At 64.3% G+C, this 20924-nt stretch carries 16 protein-coding genes; 5 read left to right on the top strand and 11 right to left on the bottom strand.

Features of this window, described 5'->3' with window-relative positions:
- Positions 1-7 precede the first annotated feature (7 nt).
- The 3 genes from treZ to treY are packed head-to-tail and all read left to right on the top strand — an operon-like array spanning position 8 to position 6995.
- Complete coding sequence (gene treZ / locus P0D87_RS27945; RefSeq protein ID WP_171800692.1) at positions 8-1936, top strand: malto-oligosyltrehalose trehalohydrolase; 1929 nt, start codon at positions 8-10, stop codon at positions 1934-1936.
- Positions 1933-4143, top strand: coding sequence for a 4-alpha-glucanotransferase (malQ, locus tag P0D87_RS27940; protein WP_006047616.1), 2211 nt, complete (start codon positions 1933-1935; stop codon positions 4141-4143). The genes treZ and malQ overlap by 4 nt, the downstream gene beginning before the upstream one ends.
- Positions 4140-6995 carry a malto-oligosyltrehalose synthase gene (gene treY / locus P0D87_RS27935; protein ID WP_053859685.1) on the top strand — a complete coding sequence of 952 codons (2856 nt, stop codon included), beginning with the start codon at positions 4140-4142 and terminating at the stop codon, positions 6993-6995. Before malQ ends, treY begins: the two co-directional genes overlap by 4 nt.
- 20 nt (positions 6996-7015) lie before the next feature.
- Here treY and P0D87_RS27930 read toward each other — a convergent pair whose 3' ends face one another.
- Entirely contained in the window at positions 7016-8356 is a 1341-nt protein-coding gene (locus P0D87_RS27930) for a hemolysin family protein (protein ID WP_006047614.1), read from the bottom strand.
- Positions 8357-8484: 128 nt separating this feature from the next.
- Positions 8485-9297: a sensor histidine kinase gene (locus P0D87_RS27925; RefSeq protein ID WP_053859686.1), complete on the bottom strand. Its 813-nt coding sequence runs from the start codon at positions 9295-9297 to the stop codon at positions 8485-8487.
- Positions 9298-9482: 185 nt separating this feature from the next.
- Between P0D87_RS27925 and P0D87_RS27920 the strand changes: the two genes are divergently transcribed.
- Positions 9483-9824: an FKBP-type peptidyl-prolyl cis-trans isomerase gene (locus P0D87_RS27920; RefSeq protein WP_006047612.1), complete on the top strand. Its 342-nt coding sequence runs from the start codon at positions 9483-9485 to the stop codon at positions 9822-9824.
- Positions 9825-9869: 45 nt separating this feature from the next.
- On the top strand, positions 9870-10664 hold the full coding sequence (locus P0D87_RS27915) for an AraC family transcriptional regulator (RefSeq protein WP_053859687.1): 795 nt from the start codon (positions 9870-9872) through the stop codon (positions 10662-10664).
- Positions 10665-10803: 139 nt separating this feature from the next.
- Here the strand turns inward: P0D87_RS27915 and P0D87_RS27910 are convergent, their stop codons facing one another.
- From P0D87_RS27910 to trpB, 9 genes are all read right to left on the bottom strand, one after another.
- Entirely contained in the window at positions 10804-11994 is a 1191-nt protein-coding gene (locus P0D87_RS27910) for an O-succinylhomoserine sulfhydrylase (RefSeq protein ID WP_053859688.1), read from the bottom strand.
- Positions 11995-12311: 317 nt separating this feature from the next.
- On the bottom strand, positions 12312-13862 hold the full coding sequence (gene purF, locus P0D87_RS27905; protein WP_029971422.1) for an amidophosphoribosyltransferase: 1551 nt from the start codon (positions 13860-13862) through the stop codon (positions 12312-12314).
- A gap of 147 nt (positions 13863-14009) precedes the next feature.
- Positions 14010-14504 (bottom strand): CvpA family protein, encoded by a 495-nt coding sequence (locus tag P0D87_RS27900; protein ID WP_053859689.1) that lies wholly within the window; start codon positions 14502-14504, stop codon positions 14010-14012.
- Positions 14505-14512: 8 nt separating this feature from the next.
- The gene (locus P0D87_RS27895; protein WP_053859690.1) at positions 14513-15430 is read right to left on the bottom strand and encodes an SPOR domain-containing protein; all 918 of its coding nucleotides are present in this window, start codon (positions 15428-15430) and stop codon (positions 14513-14515) included.
- 29 nt (positions 15431-15459) lie between these two features.
- Positions 15460-16770: a bifunctional tetrahydrofolate synthase/dihydrofolate synthase gene (folC, locus tag P0D87_RS27890; RefSeq protein WP_053860779.1), complete on the bottom strand. Its 1311-nt coding sequence runs from the start codon at positions 16768-16770 to the stop codon at positions 15460-15462.
- Positions 16771-16950: 180 nt separating this feature from the next.
- Entirely contained in the window at positions 16951-17823 is an 873-nt protein-coding gene (accD, locus tag P0D87_RS27885; protein ID WP_053859691.1) for an acetyl-CoA carboxylase, carboxyltransferase subunit beta, read from the bottom strand.
- 79 nt (positions 17824-17902) lie between these two features.
- Positions 17903-18715: a tryptophan synthase subunit alpha gene (trpA, locus tag P0D87_RS27880; RefSeq protein ID WP_029971419.1), complete on the bottom strand. Its 813-nt coding sequence runs from the start codon at positions 18713-18715 to the stop codon at positions 17903-17905.
- A 39-nt stretch (positions 18716-18754) separates the two neighbouring features.
- Positions 18755-19666 carry a DNA-methyltransferase gene (locus P0D87_RS27875; protein WP_053859692.1) on the bottom strand — a complete coding sequence of 304 codons (912 nt, stop codon included), beginning with the start codon at positions 19664-19666 and terminating at the stop codon, positions 18755-18757.
- An 11-nt stretch (positions 19667-19677) separates the two neighbouring features.
- On the bottom strand, positions 19678-20871 hold the full coding sequence (gene trpB / locus P0D87_RS27870) for a tryptophan synthase subunit beta (protein WP_029971417.1): 1194 nt from the start codon (positions 20869-20871) through the stop codon (positions 19678-19680).
- Positions 20872-20924 lie beyond the last annotated feature (53 nt).

Raw genomic sequence — 20924 nt, 5'->3', positions numbered from 1 at the left:
AAGAGTCATGTCCGAACATCCAATCGATCCTCACGCGCATCATTACGCGCATTGCCTGCCGTTCGGCGCGCAATTGCTCGGGCCCAAGGGCGCGAATCCGCGCACGCGTTTTCGTTTCTGGGCGCCTTCGTGCAAAAGCGTGCAGGTCGAAATCGAGAACGGCGCCGCGCAAGGCGCGCATGAAATGACGCCGGCCGGCAACGGCTGGTTCGAAGCGAGCGTCGAGAGCGGCGCGGGCACGCTGTACCGCTTTCGTCTCGACGACGGCAATGCGGTGCCCGATCCGGCGTCGCGCTTTCAGCCGCAAGACGTGCATGGTCCGAGCGAAGTCATCGACCCGCGCGCCTATCGCTGGGAACATTGCGACTGGCATGGCAGGCCGTGGGAAGAAACCGTGTTGTACGAACTGCACGTCGGTGCGATGGGCGGCTATCAGGGCGTGCAAAAACGCTTGCCCGCGCTCGCGGCGCTCGGCGTGACGGCGATCGAACTGATGCCGTTGAACGACTTTCCGGGCAAGCACAATTGGGGCTATGACGGCGTGCTGCCCTACGCGCCCGATTCCGCATACGGCCGCCCCGAGGAACTGAAGGCGCTGATCGACGCCGCGCACGGTCTCGGCCTGATGGTGTTTCTCGACGTGGTCTACAACCACTTCGGCCCTGACGGCAACTATCTGCACGAATACGCGCGCTCGTTTTTCCGCGAAGGCACGCATACGCCGTGGGGCCCGGCCATCGACTTCGAGCGCAGTGAAGTCAGCGACTTTTTCATGGACAACGCCGTCTACTGGATCAACGAATACCGGATAGACGGCCTGCGTTTCGACGCGGTTCACGCGATCGACAATCAGCGCTGGCTGCGCGAGCTGTCCGATCATATCCGCGCCCATGTGCAGCATGGCCGCCATGTGCATCTGGTGCTGGAAAACGAGCACAACAGTGCAAGCCTGCTGGAGAACCACTTCAACGCGCAATGGAACGACGACGCGCACAACACGCTGCATGTGCTGCTGACCGGTGAGACCGAAGGCTATTACCACGCGTACGAGGATCAGCCGATCCGCCGTCTTGCCCGCGTGCTCTCCGAGGGCTTCGCGTATCAGGGCGATCCGTCGCCGCTGCACGACGGCGCGCCGCGCGGCGAATCGAGCGGGCATTTGCCGCCCACGTCGTTCGTGATGTTTTTGCAGAATCACGATCAGATCGGCAATCGCGCATTCGGCGAGCGTCTGCGCAAGCTCACGTCGGACGACGCCTTGCGCGCGGCCACCGGCTTGCTGCTGCTGTCGCCGCAAATTCCGCTGCTCTTCATGGACGAGGAATACGGCTCGACGCAGCCGTTCCTGTTCTTCACCGATTACACCGGCGATCTCGCCGACGCCGTGCGCGAAGGACGTCGCCGCGAGTTCGCGCGTTTCTCGTCGTTCAGCGACGAAAAGCGTCGCGCGCAGATTCCCGATCCGAACGACGTGAAGACGTTTGCCGCATCGTCGCCGCCCGAGCCCTTGACCGCCTCGTCTTCTACTGCGCAGGATGACGAAGCAAAAGACCGCCTCGACTGGATGCACTTCTACAAATCCGCGCTGACGGTACGCGCAAAACTGATCACGCCGCGTCTGAAGCACGGCAAGGCGCTCAACGCAACGGTGCTTGTGGATGAAAACGGCACGGACGCGAATGCGCTAATAGCACGCTGGAAACTCGGCGATGGCGAGACGCTGTCGCTCGCGCTCAATCTGTCGAAGCAAAGCGTGCCGTTTAACGATGTGCCTGCCGGCAAGGTCATTTTCGAAACGCCGCCGCGCGTGCGCGAGCAGATCGACGCGAACGTGCTGCCGCCGAATGCGTTCGTCGCGTGGCTGACCGGCGACATCAACGACTATGCGATCGGTCATGATGCTCGCATAGTCGGGAAAGAGGAGCGCCGCTCGTGAGTACCCGACGCTCTGGCGATACCATCGACACGCTCGCGGCGCGCGCCGGCTTCGAGGTGGAGTGGGAAGACGCGCATCACAAGGTACATCGCGTGCCCGAGAAGACGCTCGCGGTTCTGCTCGAACGCATGGGCTTGCCGTGCGGCAACGCGACGCAGATCCGCCAAAGCGCGGCCGCACTCGACGCCGAATTGTCGGGCCGCAAACTGCCGCCGCTGATGACCGCCGAAGTCGGGCGCGGCATTGCGTTGCCCGCGACCGCGCTCAAGTCGGGCAGCCATTACCGCATCGAACTGGAAAGCGGCTCCATCATCGACGGACGCTTTACCGCGCCCAAAGGCGAAGAGGCGTTGCTCGCGCCCATCGACGAACCCGGCTATCACACGCTCGTCATTCACGAACAGCGCGTGACGCTCGCGATCGCGCCGTCGCGCTGCTATACCGTCGCCGACGCATGGCGCACGTTGCGTGACGACGAGCGCGCCGAGGCGCCGCCGCTATGGGGTGTGGCCGCCCAGTTGTATGGCTTGCGCCGCGTGGGCGACGGCGGCATCGGCGATTATTCGGCGCTCGCCCGCATTGCGACGGAGAGCGCAAAACGCGGCGCGCATGCGCTCGCCGTGAGCCCGACGCACGCGATGTTCAGCGCGGAGCCGAACCGCTTCAGTCCGTATTCGCCGTCGTCGCGTTTGTGGTTGAACGTCACGCATATCGATCCGGCAGCGGTGTTCGGCGCGGATGCTGCGCGCGCCGCGATGGAATCCGCACAAGCCGCGGATGCGTGGACCGGACTCGAAGGCTTGCCGCTGATCGACTGGCCGAAGGCGGTCGTGCTGAAGCTGAAGGTGTTGCGCGCGTTGTTCGAGAATTTCTGCGCGCATGAGCGGGCCCACGACGGCACGCCCGATACGCCGCGCGCGCTCGAATTTCACGGCTTTTGCGAACGCGCGGGACGAGCGCTCGAAGATCATGCGCGCTTCGAAGCACTGCAGGCCGCGCAACTCGCGCAAGGCGGCAACGGTCATTGGCGCGACTGGCCGGAAGCATTGCGCGATCCGCGCAGCCCGGAAGTGGATGCGTTCGCGCAAGCGCATCGCCATGAAGTCGACTTTCATCTCTTTCTGCAATGGCTTGCCGCGAAAGGTCTGTCGCACGCGCAGCACGCGGCGCGTGAAGCGGGCATGGCGGTCGGTGTGATCGCCGATCTCGCCGTGGGATGCGACAGCGCGGGCAGCCATGCATGGTCCTACCGCGACGACATGCTGCAAGGCGTGTCCGTCGGCGCGCCGCCCGACCTCTTCAATCAGGCGGGACAAAGCTGGGGCCTCACCACGTTCTCGCCGCGCGCGATGCGCACGCAAGGCTTCTCCGCGTTCATCGACATGCTGCGCGCCGCCTTTGCACACGCTGGCGGAATTCGCATCGATCATATTCTCGGCTTGCGGCGTCTATGGCTCGTGCCGGAAGGCGAGAGCGCGCGCAACGGCGCGTATCTGCGCTATCCGCTCGAAGACCAGTTGCGTCTGATCGCGCTCGAATCGTGGCGGCATCGCGCGATTGTGATCGGCGAAGATCTCGGCACCGTGCCGCCCGGCTTTCGCGAGCGGCTCAACGAGCATGGCATTGCCGGCATCCGTGTGCTGTGGTTCGAACGCGGCGAAGACGGCACAGGCTTCAAGCCGCCGCAGGCGTGGGACCGCAATGCGGTCGGCACGACGACCACGCACGATCTGCCGACCGTCGCCGGCTGGTGGGCCGGCAGCGACATTAGCTGGCGCAACAAGATCGGCCAGACGATGGCGCGCCCCGATGGCCGCGATCCCGAAGAAGCCGCGCAGGAAGAGCGCGCGAGCGACCGCGCCGACTTGTGGCGCGCGTTCCAGGAAGCCGGCGTGGCCGCGCCGGATGTCGACGCGCCGCCGCTCGAGAGCCCGCCCGTCGACGAAGCCCTCGCCTTTGTCGCGGCAACGCCCGGCCCGCTCGTCACGTTTCCGCTCGAAGACCTGCTCGCGCAGAGCGAACAGCCGAACTTGCCCGGTTCGATCGACGAGCATCCGAACTGGCGCCGCCGCATGAATCTGCCCATCGACGAAATGTTTCTCGACGACGCCTTCTGCGACCGGCTGCTCGCAGTCGACCGGGCGCGCAGCGCCGCAACCGTTTCCACTCCTTCAGCCAATACCGCTTCGGAGCCTGATACGCCATGACCGTCCCACGCTCCACTGTTCGCCTCCAGTTTCATCGGGGCTTCACTTTCGACGATGCCGCGAAGCACGTCGAGTATTTCGCCGCGCTCGGCATCAGCCATGTGTACGCGTCGCCGATCACCACGGCCGAGCCCGGTTCGATGCACGGCTACGACACCGTCGATTACACGCATGTGAGCGCCGAATGCGGCGGCGAGGCGGGCCTGAAGCGCCTCGTCGAAAAATTGCACGCGCACGGCATGGGGCTGATCGTCGACATGGTGCCGAACCATATGGGCGTCGGCGGCTCGAGCAATGTGTGGTGGCTCGATATTCTCGAATGGGGCCGTCACAGCACGTACGCACGTCACTTCGATGTGGACTGGCATTCGCCCGATCCGGCGTTGCGCGGCAAGGTGCTGCTGCCGACGCTCGGCGCGCCGTATGGCGACGAACTGGCGTCGGGCCGCATCGCGCTGCATTTCGCCGCGGACAGCGGGCGCTTTTATGTCGGCTACGGACCGCACGTGTTTCCGGTGTGTCCGGTCGATTACCCGTCGATCCTGCAAAGCGCCGATCGCGCCGATCTCAGCGCGCTTGCTGAGCGCTTCCAGGGACTGACGACGCAGCCCACCGATCAGCCGCGCGCCGCCGAAGGCCGCGAGATGCTGCGCGAGTTCGTTGCGCTAAACGGCGAGTCGGCGATTCAGTTCGCGCTGCAAACCTATTCGCCCGAAGATCCGCTGACGCGCGACCGCCTGCATCGGCTGCTCGAACGCCAGCATTTCCGCCTCGCGTGGTGGCGCACCGCCGCCGACGAAGTCAACTGGCGGCGCTTCTTCGACATCTCGACGCTCGCCGCCGTGCGCGCCGAACGGCCCGAGGTCTTCGAAGCGACGCATGCGCTGGTTTTTCGTCTGTATCAGGAAGGCGTGATCGACGGTCTGCGGATCGATCACGTCGACGGCCTCGCCGAGCCGCGCGAGTACTGTCAGCGGCTGCGGCAACGTCTGACGGAATTGCGCGATACGACGCCGTATGTGGTCGTCGAAAAGATTCTGGCGCGCGGCGAACCGCTGCGCGACGACTGGCCGGTGGACGGCACGACCGGCTATGACTTCATGAACGACGTGGGCGCGCTTCTGCACGACCCGGCAGGTGCAGAGCCGCTTGCCGACGCGTGGGCCGAACTCACGGGCCGCAGCCCGAATTTCGCGGACGAGGCATTGGCCGCGCGGCGCAAGATCGTCGGGGAGAATCTGTCGGCGGAACTCGACCGCGCGGCGCGCGCGCTGCATCGCATTGCGCGCGACTCGTTGGCCACACGCGATTACACGTTCACCAGCTTGCGCCGCGTGTTGACCGAACTGGTCGTGCATTTTCCCGTGTACCGCATCTATCCGCAAAGCGGCTTGCGCAGCGCCGCCGACAACGTGTTCTTCGAACAGGCGCTGGCGGGCGCGCGCGCGACGCTTTCGCGCGCCGATCATGGCGTGCTCGAACGTGTCGATGCGTGGCTCGGCGGCGGCGTCGACGACACGCAGAGCGCGCGCCACAGTCAGCCGCAGCAAGGCCAGAACGGCGCGCCGCCCAATCACGCCGGCTCCGCGCGGCGCACCGCGCAAACGCTGTTCTCGCAGTTGACCGCGCCGGTTGCCGCGAAGGCCGTCGAGGACACGGCCTGCTATCGCTATGGCCGGCTGTTGTCGCGGTGTGAAGTCGGCGCCGATCCGGGCGAGTTTGCGTTGTCGGTTGAGCAGTTTCACGCGGGCAACGTCGAGCGCTCGCAGCGATTGCCTCACGCAATGCTGACCACCGCCACGCACGATCACAAGCGCGGTGAAGACGTGCGCGCGCGGCTCGCGGTGCTGAGCGAAATTCCGGACGAGTGGACGGCGACGTTGCGCGCATGGTCGACATTGAACGCGCCGCAGCGCCGCTCGCTCGACGGCAAGCCGATCAGCAGCGTCGGCCAGGACACGAGCTACGACTGGGCGCCAGGTCCCGCCGCCGAGGCGATGCTGTATCAGACGCTGGTCGGTTGCTGGCCGCCCGACCTGCAGCCCGACGACCAGGCGGGCGTCAAGGCATTGGCCGAGCGCGTCGCGCAATGGCAGTTGAAGGCGCTGCGCGAGGCGAAGCTGCAAACCAACTGGTTCACGCCAGACGAAGCCTACGAAGCCGGTTGCCGCGACTTCCTGTTCGACATTCTCGCGCCGCAGCGGCGCGACGGGTTCCTCCATGAACTGGCCGCGTTTGTCGCACGCATCTCGCGCGCCGGCGCGCTCAACAGTCTGCAGCAGACCGTCTTGCGGCTTGCATCGCCTGGGATTCCCGATCTTTATCAAGGCACCGAGTTGTGGGACTTCAGCCTCGTCGATCCGGACAATCGCAGGCCAGTCGATTTCGACGCGCGCGCCGCGTTGCTCGCGCAAACGCCGCCGTCCGAATTTCTATCGACGTGGCGCAACGGACGCGTGAAGCTCGCGGTCGTGCAGCGCGTGCTCGCGCTGCGCGCGCATTTGCCGGAGTTGCTGAGCCAGGGCACTTATCTGCCGCTGACCGTGCGCGGCGCGCATGCGTCGAATGTGATCGCGTTTGCGCGGCGGCATGGCAATGCGTGGGCGGTTGTCGTCGCGAGCCGGCTTGCGGCAGGGCTGCTCGGCGGCGAAGGCGATCTGCCGATGGTGGACCCGGAGAAGTGGCAGGACACCGCCGTCGAGATGCCCGCCGATCTGTCCGCGCGAGCGCTCTTCGACTGGCTGAGTCCGGCCGCGCCGAAGGTCGATGAGAACGGCTTGTTGTGTCTGCGCGATGCGCTCGCCGCGATGCCGATTGCGGTGCTGGTTGAAGACGGTGTGCCGCGGAGTTGATGGCGGGTTTAGCGCTTTCGCTAACCGCCTTCGTCGTCGAACACCTTGGGGTACACGCGCACGAGCACGATGCGCGGTCCCTTCATCTTTTTCACGACCACGTCGAAGCGGTCGAATTCGACGCGCTGCCCTTCGGTCGGCAAATCGTTGAGCGCCTGAATCACGAGGCCGCCAACGGATTCGGCCTTGCCTTCGTCGATGTCGATGCCCAATGCGCGTTCGAGCGACACGACCGGCAAGCTGCCCTTGCCCATCAACGTGCCGTCGTCCATGCGCGACCAGTCGGCGTCGCCCTGGCGGAATTCGTCGTGAATCTGGCCGACTAGCGCGCCGAGCAGATTGTCGAGCGTGAGAAAACCAATGGGCTTCGAATTCTTGTGGCCCACCAGCGCGAAATGCGGCGCGCCCTTGCGGAACCGGCGAAACAGTTCGAGTGCCGGCATATCGGGCTTCACGTATTGAACGGGCCGCGCGTAGTGCGACAGATCGTCGAGCGTGCTGCCGGCATGGCGCGCGAGCAGCAAGTCCTTCAGGTGGATCATGCCGGCCACGCGTTCGCCAGACGCATCCTCGAAAAGCGGGTAGCGGCTGAAGCGATGCCGCGCGACCACCTGCATGTTTTCACGCAACGGCAGATCGACGCGCAGGCCGATCATTTCGTAGGCCGGACGCATCAGGTCCGACACGGTCATGCGCGAAAAATCCAGCGAATGCGCGATGGTGTTCCACTCGTCCTGACTGTACGCGTCTTCCGGCGCGCCGCGCTCCGACGCGACATTGCGGCGGCTGCGCAGGATGAGCTTCAGTTCGTCGGTCGAATAGTGCGAGTCGTGCGCATGCTCCGCGTGCAGGCCGGCGAGTTTGAGGACCGCGTTCGCGCTCGTGTTGAGCAGCCAGATCGCCGGATACATCGCCCAATAAAAACCGTACAGCGGCGTGGCGGCCCATAGCGAGACCTTTTCCGCTTCGCGAATTGCGAGCGACTTCGGCGCGAGTTCGCCGACCACGATATGCAGAAACGAAATGCACGAAAACGCGAAGAACAGCGAAATGCCGTGAATCAACTGCTCGGACTGCACACCGGCGATGCTGAAGAGCGGCGTCAGCAGTTCGGCAAACGCGGGCTCGCCGATCCAGCCAAGCCCGAGCGAGGCGAGCGTAATGCCCAACTGACACGCGGACAGATACGCGTCGAGGCGGCCATGCACCTTGGCGAGCAGGCGCCCGCGCATGCCGTGGTGTTCGGCGAGACTGCGCACGCGCGTCTGCCGTAACTTGACCAGGCCGAATTCGGCGGCAACGAAAAAACCGTTGAGGGCGACGAGAAGCAATGCCCCGAGAAGGGCGACAACCTGGATCAAAGCGGCGGGCTCCGGCAACAAAAGTTGTCAGTATAGAGGGTGAAAGCTCGTCGAAAAGTTAATCGCCGATGACGCGTGCCATGAGTATGTGCCGTAAGCGCCGTAAGCGCCGTAAGCGCTGCAAGCGTTCATCGCGCTGCCGGGGCGCTCAACGGAACGCGCAACGACAGGGTGGCGGGAGCGGCGTCGGTGGCGTCCTGTTGCTCGAAGCCGCCGCCATGCGCTTCCGCGACGCGCTTGCACAGCGCGAGCACCCACGCGATGCGATTGGCTTCGCGCGGCTCGCGAGCCTGCTTCCGCGCAAACGCTTCGAGCAGATGAGGCAGCGACGCATCGACCAGCGCGGCGCTCGCCTCGTACGTGACCGCGGCATGCCAGGCCGTTGCATCCGCACGCGCTTCAAGCGTGACAGCCGAGTCTTGCGCGCTCGATTCGACCGCAAAGGTGAGCATCATCCATAACGCGGCGGCGAGGCGCTCGCGGTCGCCATTCAGTTGCTCGGTGCCGAGTTGAGAATTGACGACGACTTCGACGCCGCGCGTGCGCGCGAGGCCCGAGCGCACTTCTTCCGCGGTTTCGTCGAGCAGCGGATGCAGCGGAAACGGCGCATACGCGAGCGCGAGCGATTTCGTTTCGGCGCGGGTGGCGTCGACGACCGTTTCGAGCAACTTCACCTGTTGATCGACACCGTTGCGAATGCCGGTCACCGCACGCTGCGAATTCGGATCGTTGGGATCGAGCTTGCGTTCCAGCACATAAGCCCAGCTATGAATAGCGTTCAACGGACCGCGCAGGTCGTGCGACACGAGCGACAGCACATGGTCGCGCATGAAAAGCGCGGCTTCGGCGCGCAGATGCGCGGTGCGTTCGGATACGGCGAACGCGGAAGCCGCCGGCTGGGTCCCGGTTGCCCCGGCCGTTCCCGTTGTAGACGTTGTCACGATCGACCTCTCAGGCAATGCATCATGATTGGGAAAGTCCCATTATAGGCATGCCACCGGACGCCACCAGCCTGGCCGGATGGCTATTGCTGGCCGCAATCCGCGTGCCACGCCGCGCTGTTCGACTGGCCTGCGTCAACGCGCCTACAATGTCGGTTTTACGTTTGTGAACCAAGGAGCGACATATGTCGACTGTGACTACCGAATCCGGCTTGAAGTATGAAGACATCGTTGAAGGAACGGGCGCGGAAGCGGTTGCTGGCAAGACCGTCAGCGTGCATTACACCGGCTGGCTGACCGACGGCCAGAAGTTCGACTCGAGCAAGGATCGCAACGATCCGTTCGCGTTCGTGCTGGGCGGCGGCATGGTCATCAAGGGCTGGGACGAAGGCGTGCAAGGCATGAAGGTCGGCGGCACGCGCAAGCTGACCATTCCGCCGCAACTCGGCTACGGCGTGCGCGGCGCGGGCGGCGTGATTCCGCCGAATGCGACGCTCGTGTTCGAAGTCGAACTGCTCGACGTTTGAGGCTTCGGCCATCCGTTTCGCCGCTGGTCTGTTGCCTGATTTTCGATGACGCACGCCGCCGTTACCGCACCTAGCGTTTCGCTGCGCCGCTTCGGCGCGGCGCAGGCGTCGGACGTGCACGACTTCCACCAGGTCGTGCTCGGACTCGACGGCGCGATGGTGATGGCGGTGGACGGCGTCGCGCAACGAATCGACGCGCGCTGCGCGTGGCTGATTCCAGCAGGCGCGCGGCACGATTACGCGGGGCTCGGCGAAAACCGGCAGTTGGTGCTGGACTTGCCGGCCGCGACGCTCGCCGTGCCCGAGCGATTGTTCGACCGGGCACGGGCTGTTGTCGTCGATGCGCCGTTTACCGAACTCGTGCAGCGCATTGCGTCACACGCGGCGCAGGGCGTGGACGACACGCACGACGCGCCGGCGGACGATCTCGATGTGCGGCGTTTTCATTGGGACGCGGCTGCGCGCCTCGGCGCAGCGTTGATTGCCGGCGCCGGCATCCAAGGCGCGGAAGCGCCCGCGGCCGGGCTCGACTTCGCGCGGATCGACCGCTGGTTGCGCGCGCATCTGTCCGAACCGCTGCGTATTGCCGACCTTGCCGCGCATTGCGGATTCGGCATGCGGCGCTTCCATCAACTTTTTATCGACGCGTTCGGCGAAACGCCGCATCGCTATTTGCAGCGGCTGCGGCTCGATACGTCGCTCACGCTGCTCGCCGATCCGCGGCTTTCGCTGGCCGACATCGCGCTCGACATCGGTTTCGGCGATCAGAGCGCTTATACGCACGCATTCACGCGACGGTTTGGGTTAGCGCCTGGGCAATGGCGGGCGTTGCGGCATTGAGCGGTTTTGGGTCGAGGGCGTTGAGCTTCAGACGCTTCAGGCGCTGCCGCATCGAAGCATCAAACCTTGCCGCATAAAAAAGCGCGCTGGCCAATAAGCTCAGCGCGCCCTATACCTACTCTCTGCGATAACTCAGCACTCAGCCAGCGAGGCCGCGCTCCAGATCGGCGCGAATATCCGCCGGATTCTCCAATCCCACCGCGAGACGAATCAGACCCTCGGTGATGCCGGCCGCTTCTCGCGCTTCGGGCGTCACCCGGCCATGCGTTGTCGTCGCCGGATGCGTGATGGTCGTGCGCGTGTCGCCGAGGTTGCCCGTGATCGAGCAAATCTTCGTGCTGTCGATCACGCGCCACGCGTTCGCGCGCATCTGCTCGGGCGTGTCGCCCTTCAACTCGAACGAAACGATCGCGCCGCCCGCCTTCTGCTGACGCATCGCGAGCGCGTGTTGCGGATGCGATTCGAGACCGGGATAGAACACGCGCTTCACGGCAGGATGCGAGTCGAGCCAGCGCGCGAGTTCAAGCGCATTCGCCGACTGCTTTTCGACGCGCAGCGACAACGTTTCCAGGCCCTTGAGCAGCACCCACGCGTTGAATGCGGACAGCGTCGGCCCGGCGCTGCGCACGAACGGAAAGACCTTTTCCATGATGAACTTCTTCGAGCCGACCAGCGCGCCGCCGAGCACGCGCCCCTGGCCGTCGAGGAACTTGGTGGCCGAATGCATGACCACGTCCGCGCCGAGCTTCAGCGGCTGCTGCAACGCCGGGCTGCAAAAACAGTTATCCACGACGAAGAGCGCATTCGCCGCCTTCGCGATCTTGCTGATCGCCTCGATGTCGGCGATCTCGGTCAGCGGATTCGACGGCGTTTCGAGGAAGAACATCTTCGTCTCGGGACGCACGGCGTTTTTCCACGCATCGAGATCGGTCGGATCGACAAACGTCGTCGTGATGCCGAACTTGCTGAAGATCTGCGAGAACATGCCGAGCGTCGAGCCGAACAGCGCCTGCGAGCTGACCAGATGGTCGCCGGCCTGCAGCGTGGACATCACCACCGACATGATCGCGGCCATTCCCGAAGCCGTCGCCATGCAGGCTTCGCCGCCTTCGAGCGCGGCCAGACGGTCCTGGAACATCGAGACGGTCGGGTTCGTGAAACGCGAGTACGTGTAATAGTCCTCGGACTTCTTGAAGCGCTCGGCTGCGTCCGCGGCACTCGCGAAGACGAAGCTCGAAGTGAGGAAGATCGCTTCGGAATGCTCGTTGAAGTCGCTGCGCACCGTGCCGGAGCGGACTGCCAGCGTATCGAAGTTCAGGGAGTCGTCCATAGTCGTTGTGGTTTCCAAAGTTCCATGACTGCATTCGGCGCGCGGCTTGCGTCATGCAACCAGACCGCGTGGTCGAACGGCAGTAACAAAAAAGCCCGCTTTGCGCCGGCGCTTTTTGCGTCGGTACAAACGGGCTTCATGTGCGGGGAAAGCTGGAGCGGAGGCGGACAAGTGCGGCTTTTCCACCATTCGCTTTAGCTGTTTCGGGTTGCCCCGCGTCCGCAAGCTGAGATCAAATCGACGCAAGCCATCATGCTAACACGCTCGCGGCGCGGCGTGCAGCGACGCACGCGATGCCGCGAACGCGCGGTCGGCATTTAACCTACCGACAACTGCAAGTGCAACTGCGAGCGAGCGGGACCGCCGCCGTCGATGGCTTCGCTCGCGGCGTCGCGATCCGATTGCGACGACGGCGCAAGGCGCGCGGTTTCGATGCGGTCGAGATACTCGGTCGTCACGTCGCCGGTCACGTAGTTGCCGTCGAAGCACGAAGCCTCGAACTCCTTCAGCGCCGGATTGATGTCGCGCACGGCCTGCTTGAGGGCGTCGACGTCCTGATACACGAGATGATCCGCGCCGATCATGCGCGCGACTTCTTCGTCCGAGCGGCCATGCGCGACCAGCTCGCCGCGCGTCGGCATGTCGATACCGTAGACGTTCGGGAACTTCACCGGCGGCGCCGCCGAAGCGAAGATCACCTTGTTCGCGCCGGCATCGCGCGCCATCTGCACGATTTCATGCGAGGTGGTGCCGCGCACGATGGAATCGTCGACGATCAGCACATTCTTGCCCTTGAACTCGATGCCCATTGCGTTCAGCTTCTGGCGCACCGACTTCTTGCGCACCGCCTGGCCCGGCATGATGAAGGTGCGGCCCACGTAACGGTTCTTGAAGAAGCCTTCGCGGTACTCGACGCCCAGCTTCTTCGCGACCTGCATCGCGGCCGGACGGGACGAATCGGGAATCGGCATAACGACGTCGATCGCGACGTCGGGCAATTCGCGCCTGATTTTCTCGGCGAGATAATCGCCCATGCGCAGACGCACGTTATAAACCGGCACGCCGTCGAGCACCGAGTCCGGACGCGCGAGATACACGAGTTCGAAAATGCACGGGTTCAGGCTCGGGTTCGTCGCGCATTGCTGCGAGTGCAGGTTGCCGTCGAGGTCGATAAACACCGCTTCGCCCGGCGCCACGTCGCGCACGAATTCGAAGCCGATACCTTCGATCGCCACCGATTCCGACGCCAGAATCCATTCGACGCCTTCCGCCGTCTCCTGCTTGCCGAGACACAGCGGGCGAATGCCGAACGGGTCGCGGAAAGCGAGCAGGCCGTAACCGGCGATCAGCGAAACAATCGCATACGAACCGCGCACCCGCCGATGCACGCCCGACACCGCCTTGAAGAGCGCCGCCGGATCGAGCTGCAGGCCCGAGCTCGAAAGCTGCAATTCGTGCGCGAGCACGTTGAGCATGACTTCCGTGTCGGAATTGGTGTTGATGTGGCGGCGGTCGATGCGGAACATCTCATCTTTCAACTGCTGCCAGTTGGTCAGATTGCCGTTGTGCGCGAGGATGATGCCGAACGGCGCGTTCACGTAGAACGGCTGCGCTTCTTCTTCGCTCGACGCCGAGCCGGCCGTCGGGTAGCGCACCTGGCCGATGCCGGTGTTGCCCGGCAGGCTGCGCATGTTGCGCGTGCGGAACACGTCGCGCACCATGCCGTTGGCCTTGTGCATGTGGAAATTGCTGCCGTTCGCTGTCGCGATGCCGGCGGCGTCCTGACCGCGGTGCTGCAAAAGCAGCAGGCTGTCATAGATCAGCTGGTTGACCGGAGAATGGGAAACTACGCCTACGATGCCGCACATGGCATGTCCTTCAAAGGTACGAAATTCGTCAGAGCGGCCGGTGCCTCGCGAAGCGCGCGCGATATGCCGCGACGGTTCGCGACATGATGACAAGGCAACCGGTTTGAGCCGGAGTCCTGCCGCGTTCCCTTTTCGCTTAACTGATCGTCACACGCGGACGTACGCAGCGAGCGTTTCCGGAAGCAGCGGTTTCATTACGTGCACGCCCTCTACCGCATATGGCCGCAGCAAGGCGTTGCGCCAGAATTCCTGTTGGGGCAGTTCGGTCAGGCCTGCGAGGGCGACCAGAATCAGCACCAGAACGACCCCTCGTACGAGGCCGAACATCAAACCGAGCGAGCGGTCCACGCCGCTCAAGCCCGAAGCCTGCACGATGCGGCTCAGGAGCGCATTCAGCACGCTCGCCACCAGCACCACGCCGATCGCCACGAGCGCGAAGGCCAACAGCCACTGGGTCAGCGCGCCGCCCGGCCACGTGGACGGGATATACGGCACGACATAACCGACGAAGCGGCAGGCAATGAAAAACGCCGCGATCCAGCCGATCAGCCCGAACACCTCGGACAAAAACCCGCGCCATGTGCCGCGCAAGGCCGACAAACCGATCACCGCCATTACAGCGTAGTCGAAGGCAGTGAACATCGCTCGCTTTACTGGCTAGCGCCGTTGTTCGTGCCCGAACCCAGACCTGCCTCGCGAACCTTCGCGATGGCGGCGCTTGCCGCCGCGCGATCCGCGAATGGTCCGGCGCGCAACAGCGTGAGCGTCGAGCCGTCAGCCTGCTTCCGATGTTCGGTATATGCGGGCACTCCCGCCGCTTTCAACTTGCTTGCCCAGTTGCGCGCATTGGCTTCGTTTGCAAAAGCGCCGAGCTGGACGGCGAAACGGTTGCCTGGCGGCGAGGCTGGCGTGCCCGAATTCGCGTCTGCACTCGCGGCGACGTTGTTTTCATCCGCGGATGGCGCGGCGGCCGTGGCATTGCTGCGGGTTGCCGGCTTGCTGGTCGGCTTCGCCGTCACGGCGGGCGCTGTCGATGTGGCGGGCGCCGGTGTCGGCGCGGTGTTGGCTGCGACGGCGGGCGCCTGCGGCTTCGTAGCAGGCTTCGCGGCGGACGCCGAAGCTGCGTTCGCGTCGGCCCGCCTGGTGTCCTTCGACGGCGCTTGCGCGGCCGGCGCGAGGCTCGAAGCGGCGAGTGCCGCGTCCGGCGTCGGATTGTCCGGCGCGACGCCAGCCTGCGTGTCGATTTCGTGCTTTGCGAGTTTCGGTGCGGGACGACTGGGGATGTCGATGGAAATGTCGTCGGTAACGGGCTTGGGGTGCGAGTCGAGCACCATCGGCAGGACGACCACTGCCGCGACGACCATCGCGATCGCGCCGACGAGCCGCCGCCGCGCGCGCTGCTTTTCCGGCAACGTGGGGTCGAGCAGCATCGCATCGGCATCGACGGTGCGCTCGGTGCGGCGGGTCCGCCGCTCCACGCGCTCGCTACGGGCGGCCCGGGTGGAACTGGTGTTTGCGCCGCGCCGGCTTGGCGCGTCGTCTTTCTTGCCGAACGAGAAAATTCCCATGAATCGCTTGGTTCGAGCGTGGCGCCCGTTCAGTGTTGCTGCGATTTACGGTAGGCCATCACGCCTGCTACCGTATAGAAACTGCCGAAAACCACGATTCTATCATTCTCTGACGCCCGCTTTAGCGCATCTTGGTACGCGTCGGCGGGGTTGGCGTAACGCGTGACGCTGCTGTCGGCGCTGTCTTCCACGCCCTGCTCGCGCAACGCGGCTTCCAGTTGCCCGGCCGAGGCCGCTCGCGGCGTGGGCAGATCGGTCACGCACCAGTGATCGATTTCGCCCTTCAGATGCGCGAGCACGCCGGCGATGTCTTTATCGCCCATCATGCCGAACACGCCGTAGGTGTACGGAAAAAAGCCCATATTGCCGAGATTCTGGCCCAGCACGGCGGCCGCGTGCGGATTGTGGCCGACGTCCAGCACGACCGCCGGCTTGCCCGGCAGGACCTGGAAACGGCCAGGCAACTCGACGTTCGCGAGCCCGAGCCGGATATCCTGGGCCGAAACCGGCAACCGGTCGCGCAGCGCCTCGAGTCCGGCCAATGCAGCGGACGTGTTGATCAATTGATTCGCGCCGCGCAACGCCGGATAGGCAAGCGCCGAGCGCCGCAGCGTCGGGCCGACGTAATTCCATTGCTGACGCTCGCTGCCGGCCTGGCCTTCGTAGCGGAAGTCGCGGCCGAATAGCCACAGTTCGGCGCCGATCTGCTCCGCGTGGTCGATCAGCGTTTGCGGCGGCACCGGGTCCGCGCAGATCGCCGGCTTGCCGGGGCGGAAAATGCCCGCCTTTTCGAGCGCGATTTTCTCGCGCGTGTCGCCGAGATATTCGGTGTGATCGATGTCGATACTGGTGATGATCGCGCAGTCGGTGTCGAGAATATTGACGGCGTCAAGGCGCCCGCCGAGGCCCACTTCGAAGATCACCGCGTCCAGTCCGCGCGACGCGAACAGGCTCATGATCGCGAGCGTCGTGAATTCGAAATACGTTAGCGACACCGGTTGGGCGAGGCTTGAACGCGCGGCCTCGACCTTCTCGAAGTGCTCGAGCAGATCGGCATCCGTCGCCATCTGGCCGTTGATCCGCGCGCGCTCGTTGAACGACAGCAAATGCGGCGACGTGTGACAGCCCACCGTGAAACCGGCGCGCAGCAGGATTGATTCGAGAATCGCGCAGGTCGAGCCCTTGCCGTTCGTCCCGCCAACCGTGATGACCGGGCACGCAAACGAGAACTGCATCGCGTCGCGAACCTGGCTGATTCGCGCGAGCCCCATGTCGATGCCGACCGGATGCGCGGATTCGAGATGCGTGAGCCACGCGTCGAGGGTGGGGAATGTGGTCATCGGGTGAATCGCGAGAAAATCATTGAGCGGTGTGGCAAACATGCGCGGCGCAGCGCCTCGCGCAGTATGTGAGACCGTGATTATCCCGGAAATGACAGCGCGCCGCTTGATTGCTCAAGCGGCGCGCTGTTTTTTGCGTTTTTCCCGACGACGAAGACGTCTGTCGTTGGCCTTCGCAGCTTACGCGACGGCGTCCGCCGGCTGATGGCTCAACAGCGCCATCAATTGAGCGAGTTCCTCGCGCAGCTTGCGGCGGTCCACGATCATGTCGATCGCACCCTTCGTCAGCAGAAACTCCGCGCGCTGGAAGCCTTCAGGCAGCTTTTCGCGCACGGTCTGTTCGATCACGCGCGGGCCGGCGAAGCCGATCAGCGCCTTGGGTTCGGCGATCACGACGTCGCCGAGAAACGCGAAACTCGCGGACACGCCGCCCATGGTCGGATCGGTCAGCACCGAGATGAACGGCAGCTTGGCCTCGGCCAGCTTCGTCAACATCGCCGTGGTCTTGGCCATTTGCATCAGCGAGAGCAGGCTTTCCTGCATCCGCGCGCCGCCCGATGCGGTGAAGCAGATAAACGGCACCTTTTGCTCGAGCGCGTTCTGCGCGCCGCGCGCAAAGCGCTCGCCGACCACCGAGCCCATCGAGCCGCCCATGAACGAGAACTCGAAGCAGGCCACCACGACCGGCAACGTGTGGATCGCGCCGCCCGTGACGACCATCGCGTCGGTTTCGTCGGTGTCGTCCATCGCCTCTTTCAGGCGGTCCGGGTACTTGCGGCTGTCCTTGAACTTGAGCGCGTCGACCGGAACGATCTCCTGGCCGATTTCATAGCGCCCTTCCGGGTCCAGCAGGCCGTCGAGCCGCTCGCGCGCGCCAATGCGCATGTGGTGGTCGCACTTCGGGCAAACATGCAGATTGGCCTCGACGTCGTTGCGATACAGCACGGCTTCGCACGACGGGCACTTGATCCACAGGCCTTCCGGAATCCCCTTGCGGCTCTTCGGGTCGGTTTGTTTGATTTTTGGCGGCAGCAGCTTATCGAGCCAGCTCATATTGAATCCTTCTGGGGTCAACGGTTGCGCAAACGGCGGGACAAACCCGCCGCTCACACTACAGACGACAAAATCACTGTTATCGGGCAGTCGCGACGCTATCGAGCGCCTCGCGCACCTCTGCGATGAAACGCGTGAGCGTTTCGACAGCGGTTTCGGGGGCCGCCTGCTCGAGCAATTGCACGATACGGCTACCGATCACGACGGCATCGGAAACTTCGCCCACGAGACGCGCCGTTTCCGCGTCACGGATGCCAAAACCGACGCCCACCGGTAGGGGCACGCGCGACTTGATCGCCGGGATTTTACTCGCGATGCTGGAAACGTCCAGATTTGCCGCTCCGGTCACGCCTTTCAGCGACACGTAATAGACGTAACCGCTCGCGATCTTGCCGACTTCGGCGATGCGCTCGTCAGTCGACGTGGGCGCCAGCAAAAAGATCGGATCGATCCCCGCCGAACGCATTTTTTCGGCGAAGTTAGCGCATTCTTCGGGCGGATAGTCGACCACCAGCACGCCGTCGACGCCGGCTTCCTTCGCCGCCTGCGCGAAGGCTTCGGTGCCCATGCGCTCGATCGGATTGGCGTAGCCCATCAGCACGACCGGCGTCGTGTCGTTGGTTTCGCGAAAGCGTTTCACATCGGCGATCACATGGCGCAGCGACACGCCGTGTGCGAGTGCCCGCTCGGACGATTGCTGGATCACAGGACCGTCCGCCATCGGATCGGAAAACGGCACACCGAGTTCGATGACATCCGCGCCGCCGGCGGCGAGCGCATGCATGAATTCGACCGTGCGGGCCGGGTCGGGGTCGCCGGCCGTCATGAAAGGAATCAGGCCTTTTTTGCCCTGCTCGGACAGTGCGGCGAACGTGTTCTTGATACGGGACATGGAGTTGTTCTCGATTGAGCTACTGCGCTGCGCGTCGGGTTATTGCACTTCGGCTTGCCGTTGCGTTTTGGCTTTGGCCGGCCGACGCGCGGCGGGCGCGGCAGCAGCCGCGCTGACGCGTTCCCGCGCTATCGCGCAGTAACTTTCATTGATCTCATAGCCGACGAATTCGCGCTGCTGGCGGGCGCAAGCGACTGCGGTGGTGCCGCTGCCCATGAAAGGGTCGAGCACGCGGCCGCCCTTCGGACAACTGGCCAGCACCATTCGCTCGACAATCTCCAAAGGCTTTTGCGTGGGATGATCGACGCGTTCGGCGTGTTGCCGATGCAGCCTCGATACAGACCAGACGTCCTTTGGATTATAGCCAAGCTCCAGCCACTTACTGCCTTCGAACAATTTACGCGAACGCGCCTTCTTCGTGACGGCATCGTACGGGATGCGGACGGGATCGAGGTCGAAGTAGTAATCTTTCGACACCGCGAAGAAACCGATGTTGTCGTGCACCGAGGTGAATCGGCGCGTCGTTCCGCCCATGCTCGGCACGCGCCGGTCCCAGATGATTTCGTTGATCATCGTGAGCTTTGTCTTCAGGAAGCTGAAGATTTCCGGCGCGTACTGCCAAGTGCAGAAGATGTAGAGCGAGCCCGACGGCTTGAGCTTCGGGATAGCAAGCTCGAGCCAGCCACGCGTCCAGGCGAGGAAGTCGTCGCCGGTGCGCATGTCGGAGTCGTTGCCGTAGTCCTTGCCGAGCCCATATGGCGGGTCGCAAAGAATCAGGTCGATCGACGCGTCGGGAATATTCGCTACATCGGTCAGGAAATCGCGGTTCAACAACTGGATGCCCGCGGGCACCTGCGGCAACAGCAGCGCAGGCGCCTCGGGCGCCAGAAGCTCGCCGGCCGGCGTCGTTTCACTGGTCGCCGGCTGCGGCTCGTCGAACTCGTCGCGCATCGTGGCGGCGCTCAGAACTGGATGCCCGATCGCTCCGCGACCGTGTGCATGTCCTTATCGCCGCGGCCGGACAGGTTCACCAGCAGGTGCTTGTCTTTGGCCAGCGTCGGCGCGAGCTTCGTGGCGTAAGCCAGCGCGTGACTCGACTCCAGCGCCGGAATAATGCCCTCGATGCGGCAGCAGTCGTGGAACGCCTTGAGCGCTTCTTCGTCGGTGATGCCGACGTATTGCGCGCGGTTGCTCTCTTTTAGCCACGCGTGCTCGGGCCCGACGCCCGGATAGTCGAGGCCGGCGGACACCGAATGCGTCTCGATGATCTGGCCGTTCTCGTCCTGCAGCAGATACGTGCGATTGCCGTGCAGCACGCCGGGGCTGCCGCCGATCAGCGAAGCGGCGTGACGACCGGACTCGATGCCGTCGCCGGCCGCTTCGACGCCGATCAACTGCACCGAAGTATCGTCGATATACGGATAAAAGATACCCATCGCGTTCGAACCGCCGCCCACGCACGCAATCACCGCGTCCGGTTGCCGCCCGATGAGCTCGGGCATCTGCACCTTGCACTCGTCACCGATCACGCGCTGGAAGTCGCGCACCATCATCGGGTAAGGATGCGGCCCCGCCACCGTACCAATGATGTAGAACGTGTTTTCGACGTTGGTCACCCAGTCGCGCATGGCCTCGTTCAGCGCGTCTTTCAGCGTGCGCGAGCCCGACTCGACCGGCACCACGGTCGCGCCCAGCAGTTTCATGCGGTAGACGTTGGCGGCCTGGCGGCGCACGTCTTCGGCGCCCATGTAGACGATGCACTCCATGCCGAAACGCGCGGCGATGGTCGCGGTGGCAACGCCGTGCTGCCCGGCGCCGGTCTCAGCGATCACGCGCGGTTTGCCCATGCGCTTCGCGAGCAGCGCCTGGCCGATCACGTTATTGATCTTGTGCGCGCCGGTGTGGTTGAGGTCTTCGCGCTTCAGAAAAATCTGCGCGCCGCCGAGCATCTCGCTCCAGCGCTGCGCGTGATAAATCGGCGAAGGCCGGCCGACGAAGTACTTCAGCTCGCGCTCGTACTCGGCGACAAACTCAGGATCTTTCTGGAATTTCTCGTAGGCTGCGCGCAGCTCGTCGAGCGCGTGAACCAGCGTTTCGGCGACGAACACGCCGCCAAACTGGCCGAAATGGCCTCTTTCGTCAGGCAAGTTATACATGTGGATCACTCTTTTCGTGGCGCGCGGCGAGCTTTTTGGAGCGCCGCGCCGCG

Origin of the sequence: Paraburkholderia sp. RL17-368-BIF-A (assembly GCF_046054045.1) — a bacterium.
Lineage (GTDB): Bacteria > Pseudomonadota > Gammaproteobacteria > Burkholderiales > Burkholderiaceae > Paraburkholderia > Paraburkholderia graminis.
The sequence above is the reverse complement of the archived record's forward strand: the minus strand, read 5'-3'. Positions and strand labels throughout refer to the sequence as shown.

Bases quoted from the DNA above. Each gene is read 5' to 3' on its own strand.
- treZ (WP_171800692.1), top strand. From the start codon at position 8: ATGTCCGAACATCCAATCGATCCTCACGCGCATCATTACGCGCATTGC.
- treY (WP_053859685.1), top strand. From the start codon at position 4,140: ATGACCGTCCCACGCTCCACTGTTCGCCTCCAGTTTCATCGGGGCTTC.
- P0D87_RS27920 (WP_006047612.1), top strand. From the start codon at position 9,483: ATGTCGACTGTGACTACCGAATCCGGCTTGAAGTATGAAGACATCGTT.
- P0D87_RS27915 (WP_053859687.1), top strand. From the start codon at position 9,870: ATGACGCACGCCGCCGTTACCGCACCTAGCGTTTCGCTGCGCCGCTTC.
- P0D87_RS27910 (WP_053859688.1), bottom strand. From the start codon at position 11,994: ATGGACGACTCCCTGAACTTCGATACGCTGGCAGTCCGCTCCGGCACG.
- purF (WP_029971422.1), bottom strand. From the start codon at position 13,862: ATGTGCGGCATCGTAGGCGTAGTTTCCCATTCTCCGGTCAACCAGCTG.
- P0D87_RS27900 (WP_053859689.1), bottom strand. From the start codon at position 14,504: ATGTTCACTGCCTTCGACTACGCTGTAATGGCGGTGATCGGTTTGTCG.
- P0D87_RS27895 (WP_053859690.1), bottom strand. From the start codon at position 15,430: ATGGGAATTTTCTCGTTCGGCAAGAAAGACGACGCGCCAAGCCGGCGC.
- folC (WP_053860779.1), bottom strand. From the start codon at position 16,770: ATGACCACATTCCCCACCCTCGACGCGTGGCTCACGCATCTCGAATCC.
- accD (WP_053859691.1), bottom strand. From the start codon at position 17,823: ATGAGCTGGCTCGATAAGCTGCTGCCGCCAAAAATCAAACAAACCGAC.
- trpA (WP_029971419.1), bottom strand. From the start codon at position 18,715: ATGTCCCGTATCAAGAACACGTTCGCCGCACTGTCCGAGCAGGGCAAA.
- P0D87_RS27875 (WP_053859692.1), bottom strand. From the start codon at position 19,666: ATGCGCGACGAGTTCGACGAGCCGCAGCCGGCGACCAGTGAAACGACG.
- trpB (WP_029971417.1), bottom strand. From the start codon at position 20,871: ATGTATAACTTGCCTGACGAAAGAGGCCATTTCGGCCAGTTTGGCGGC.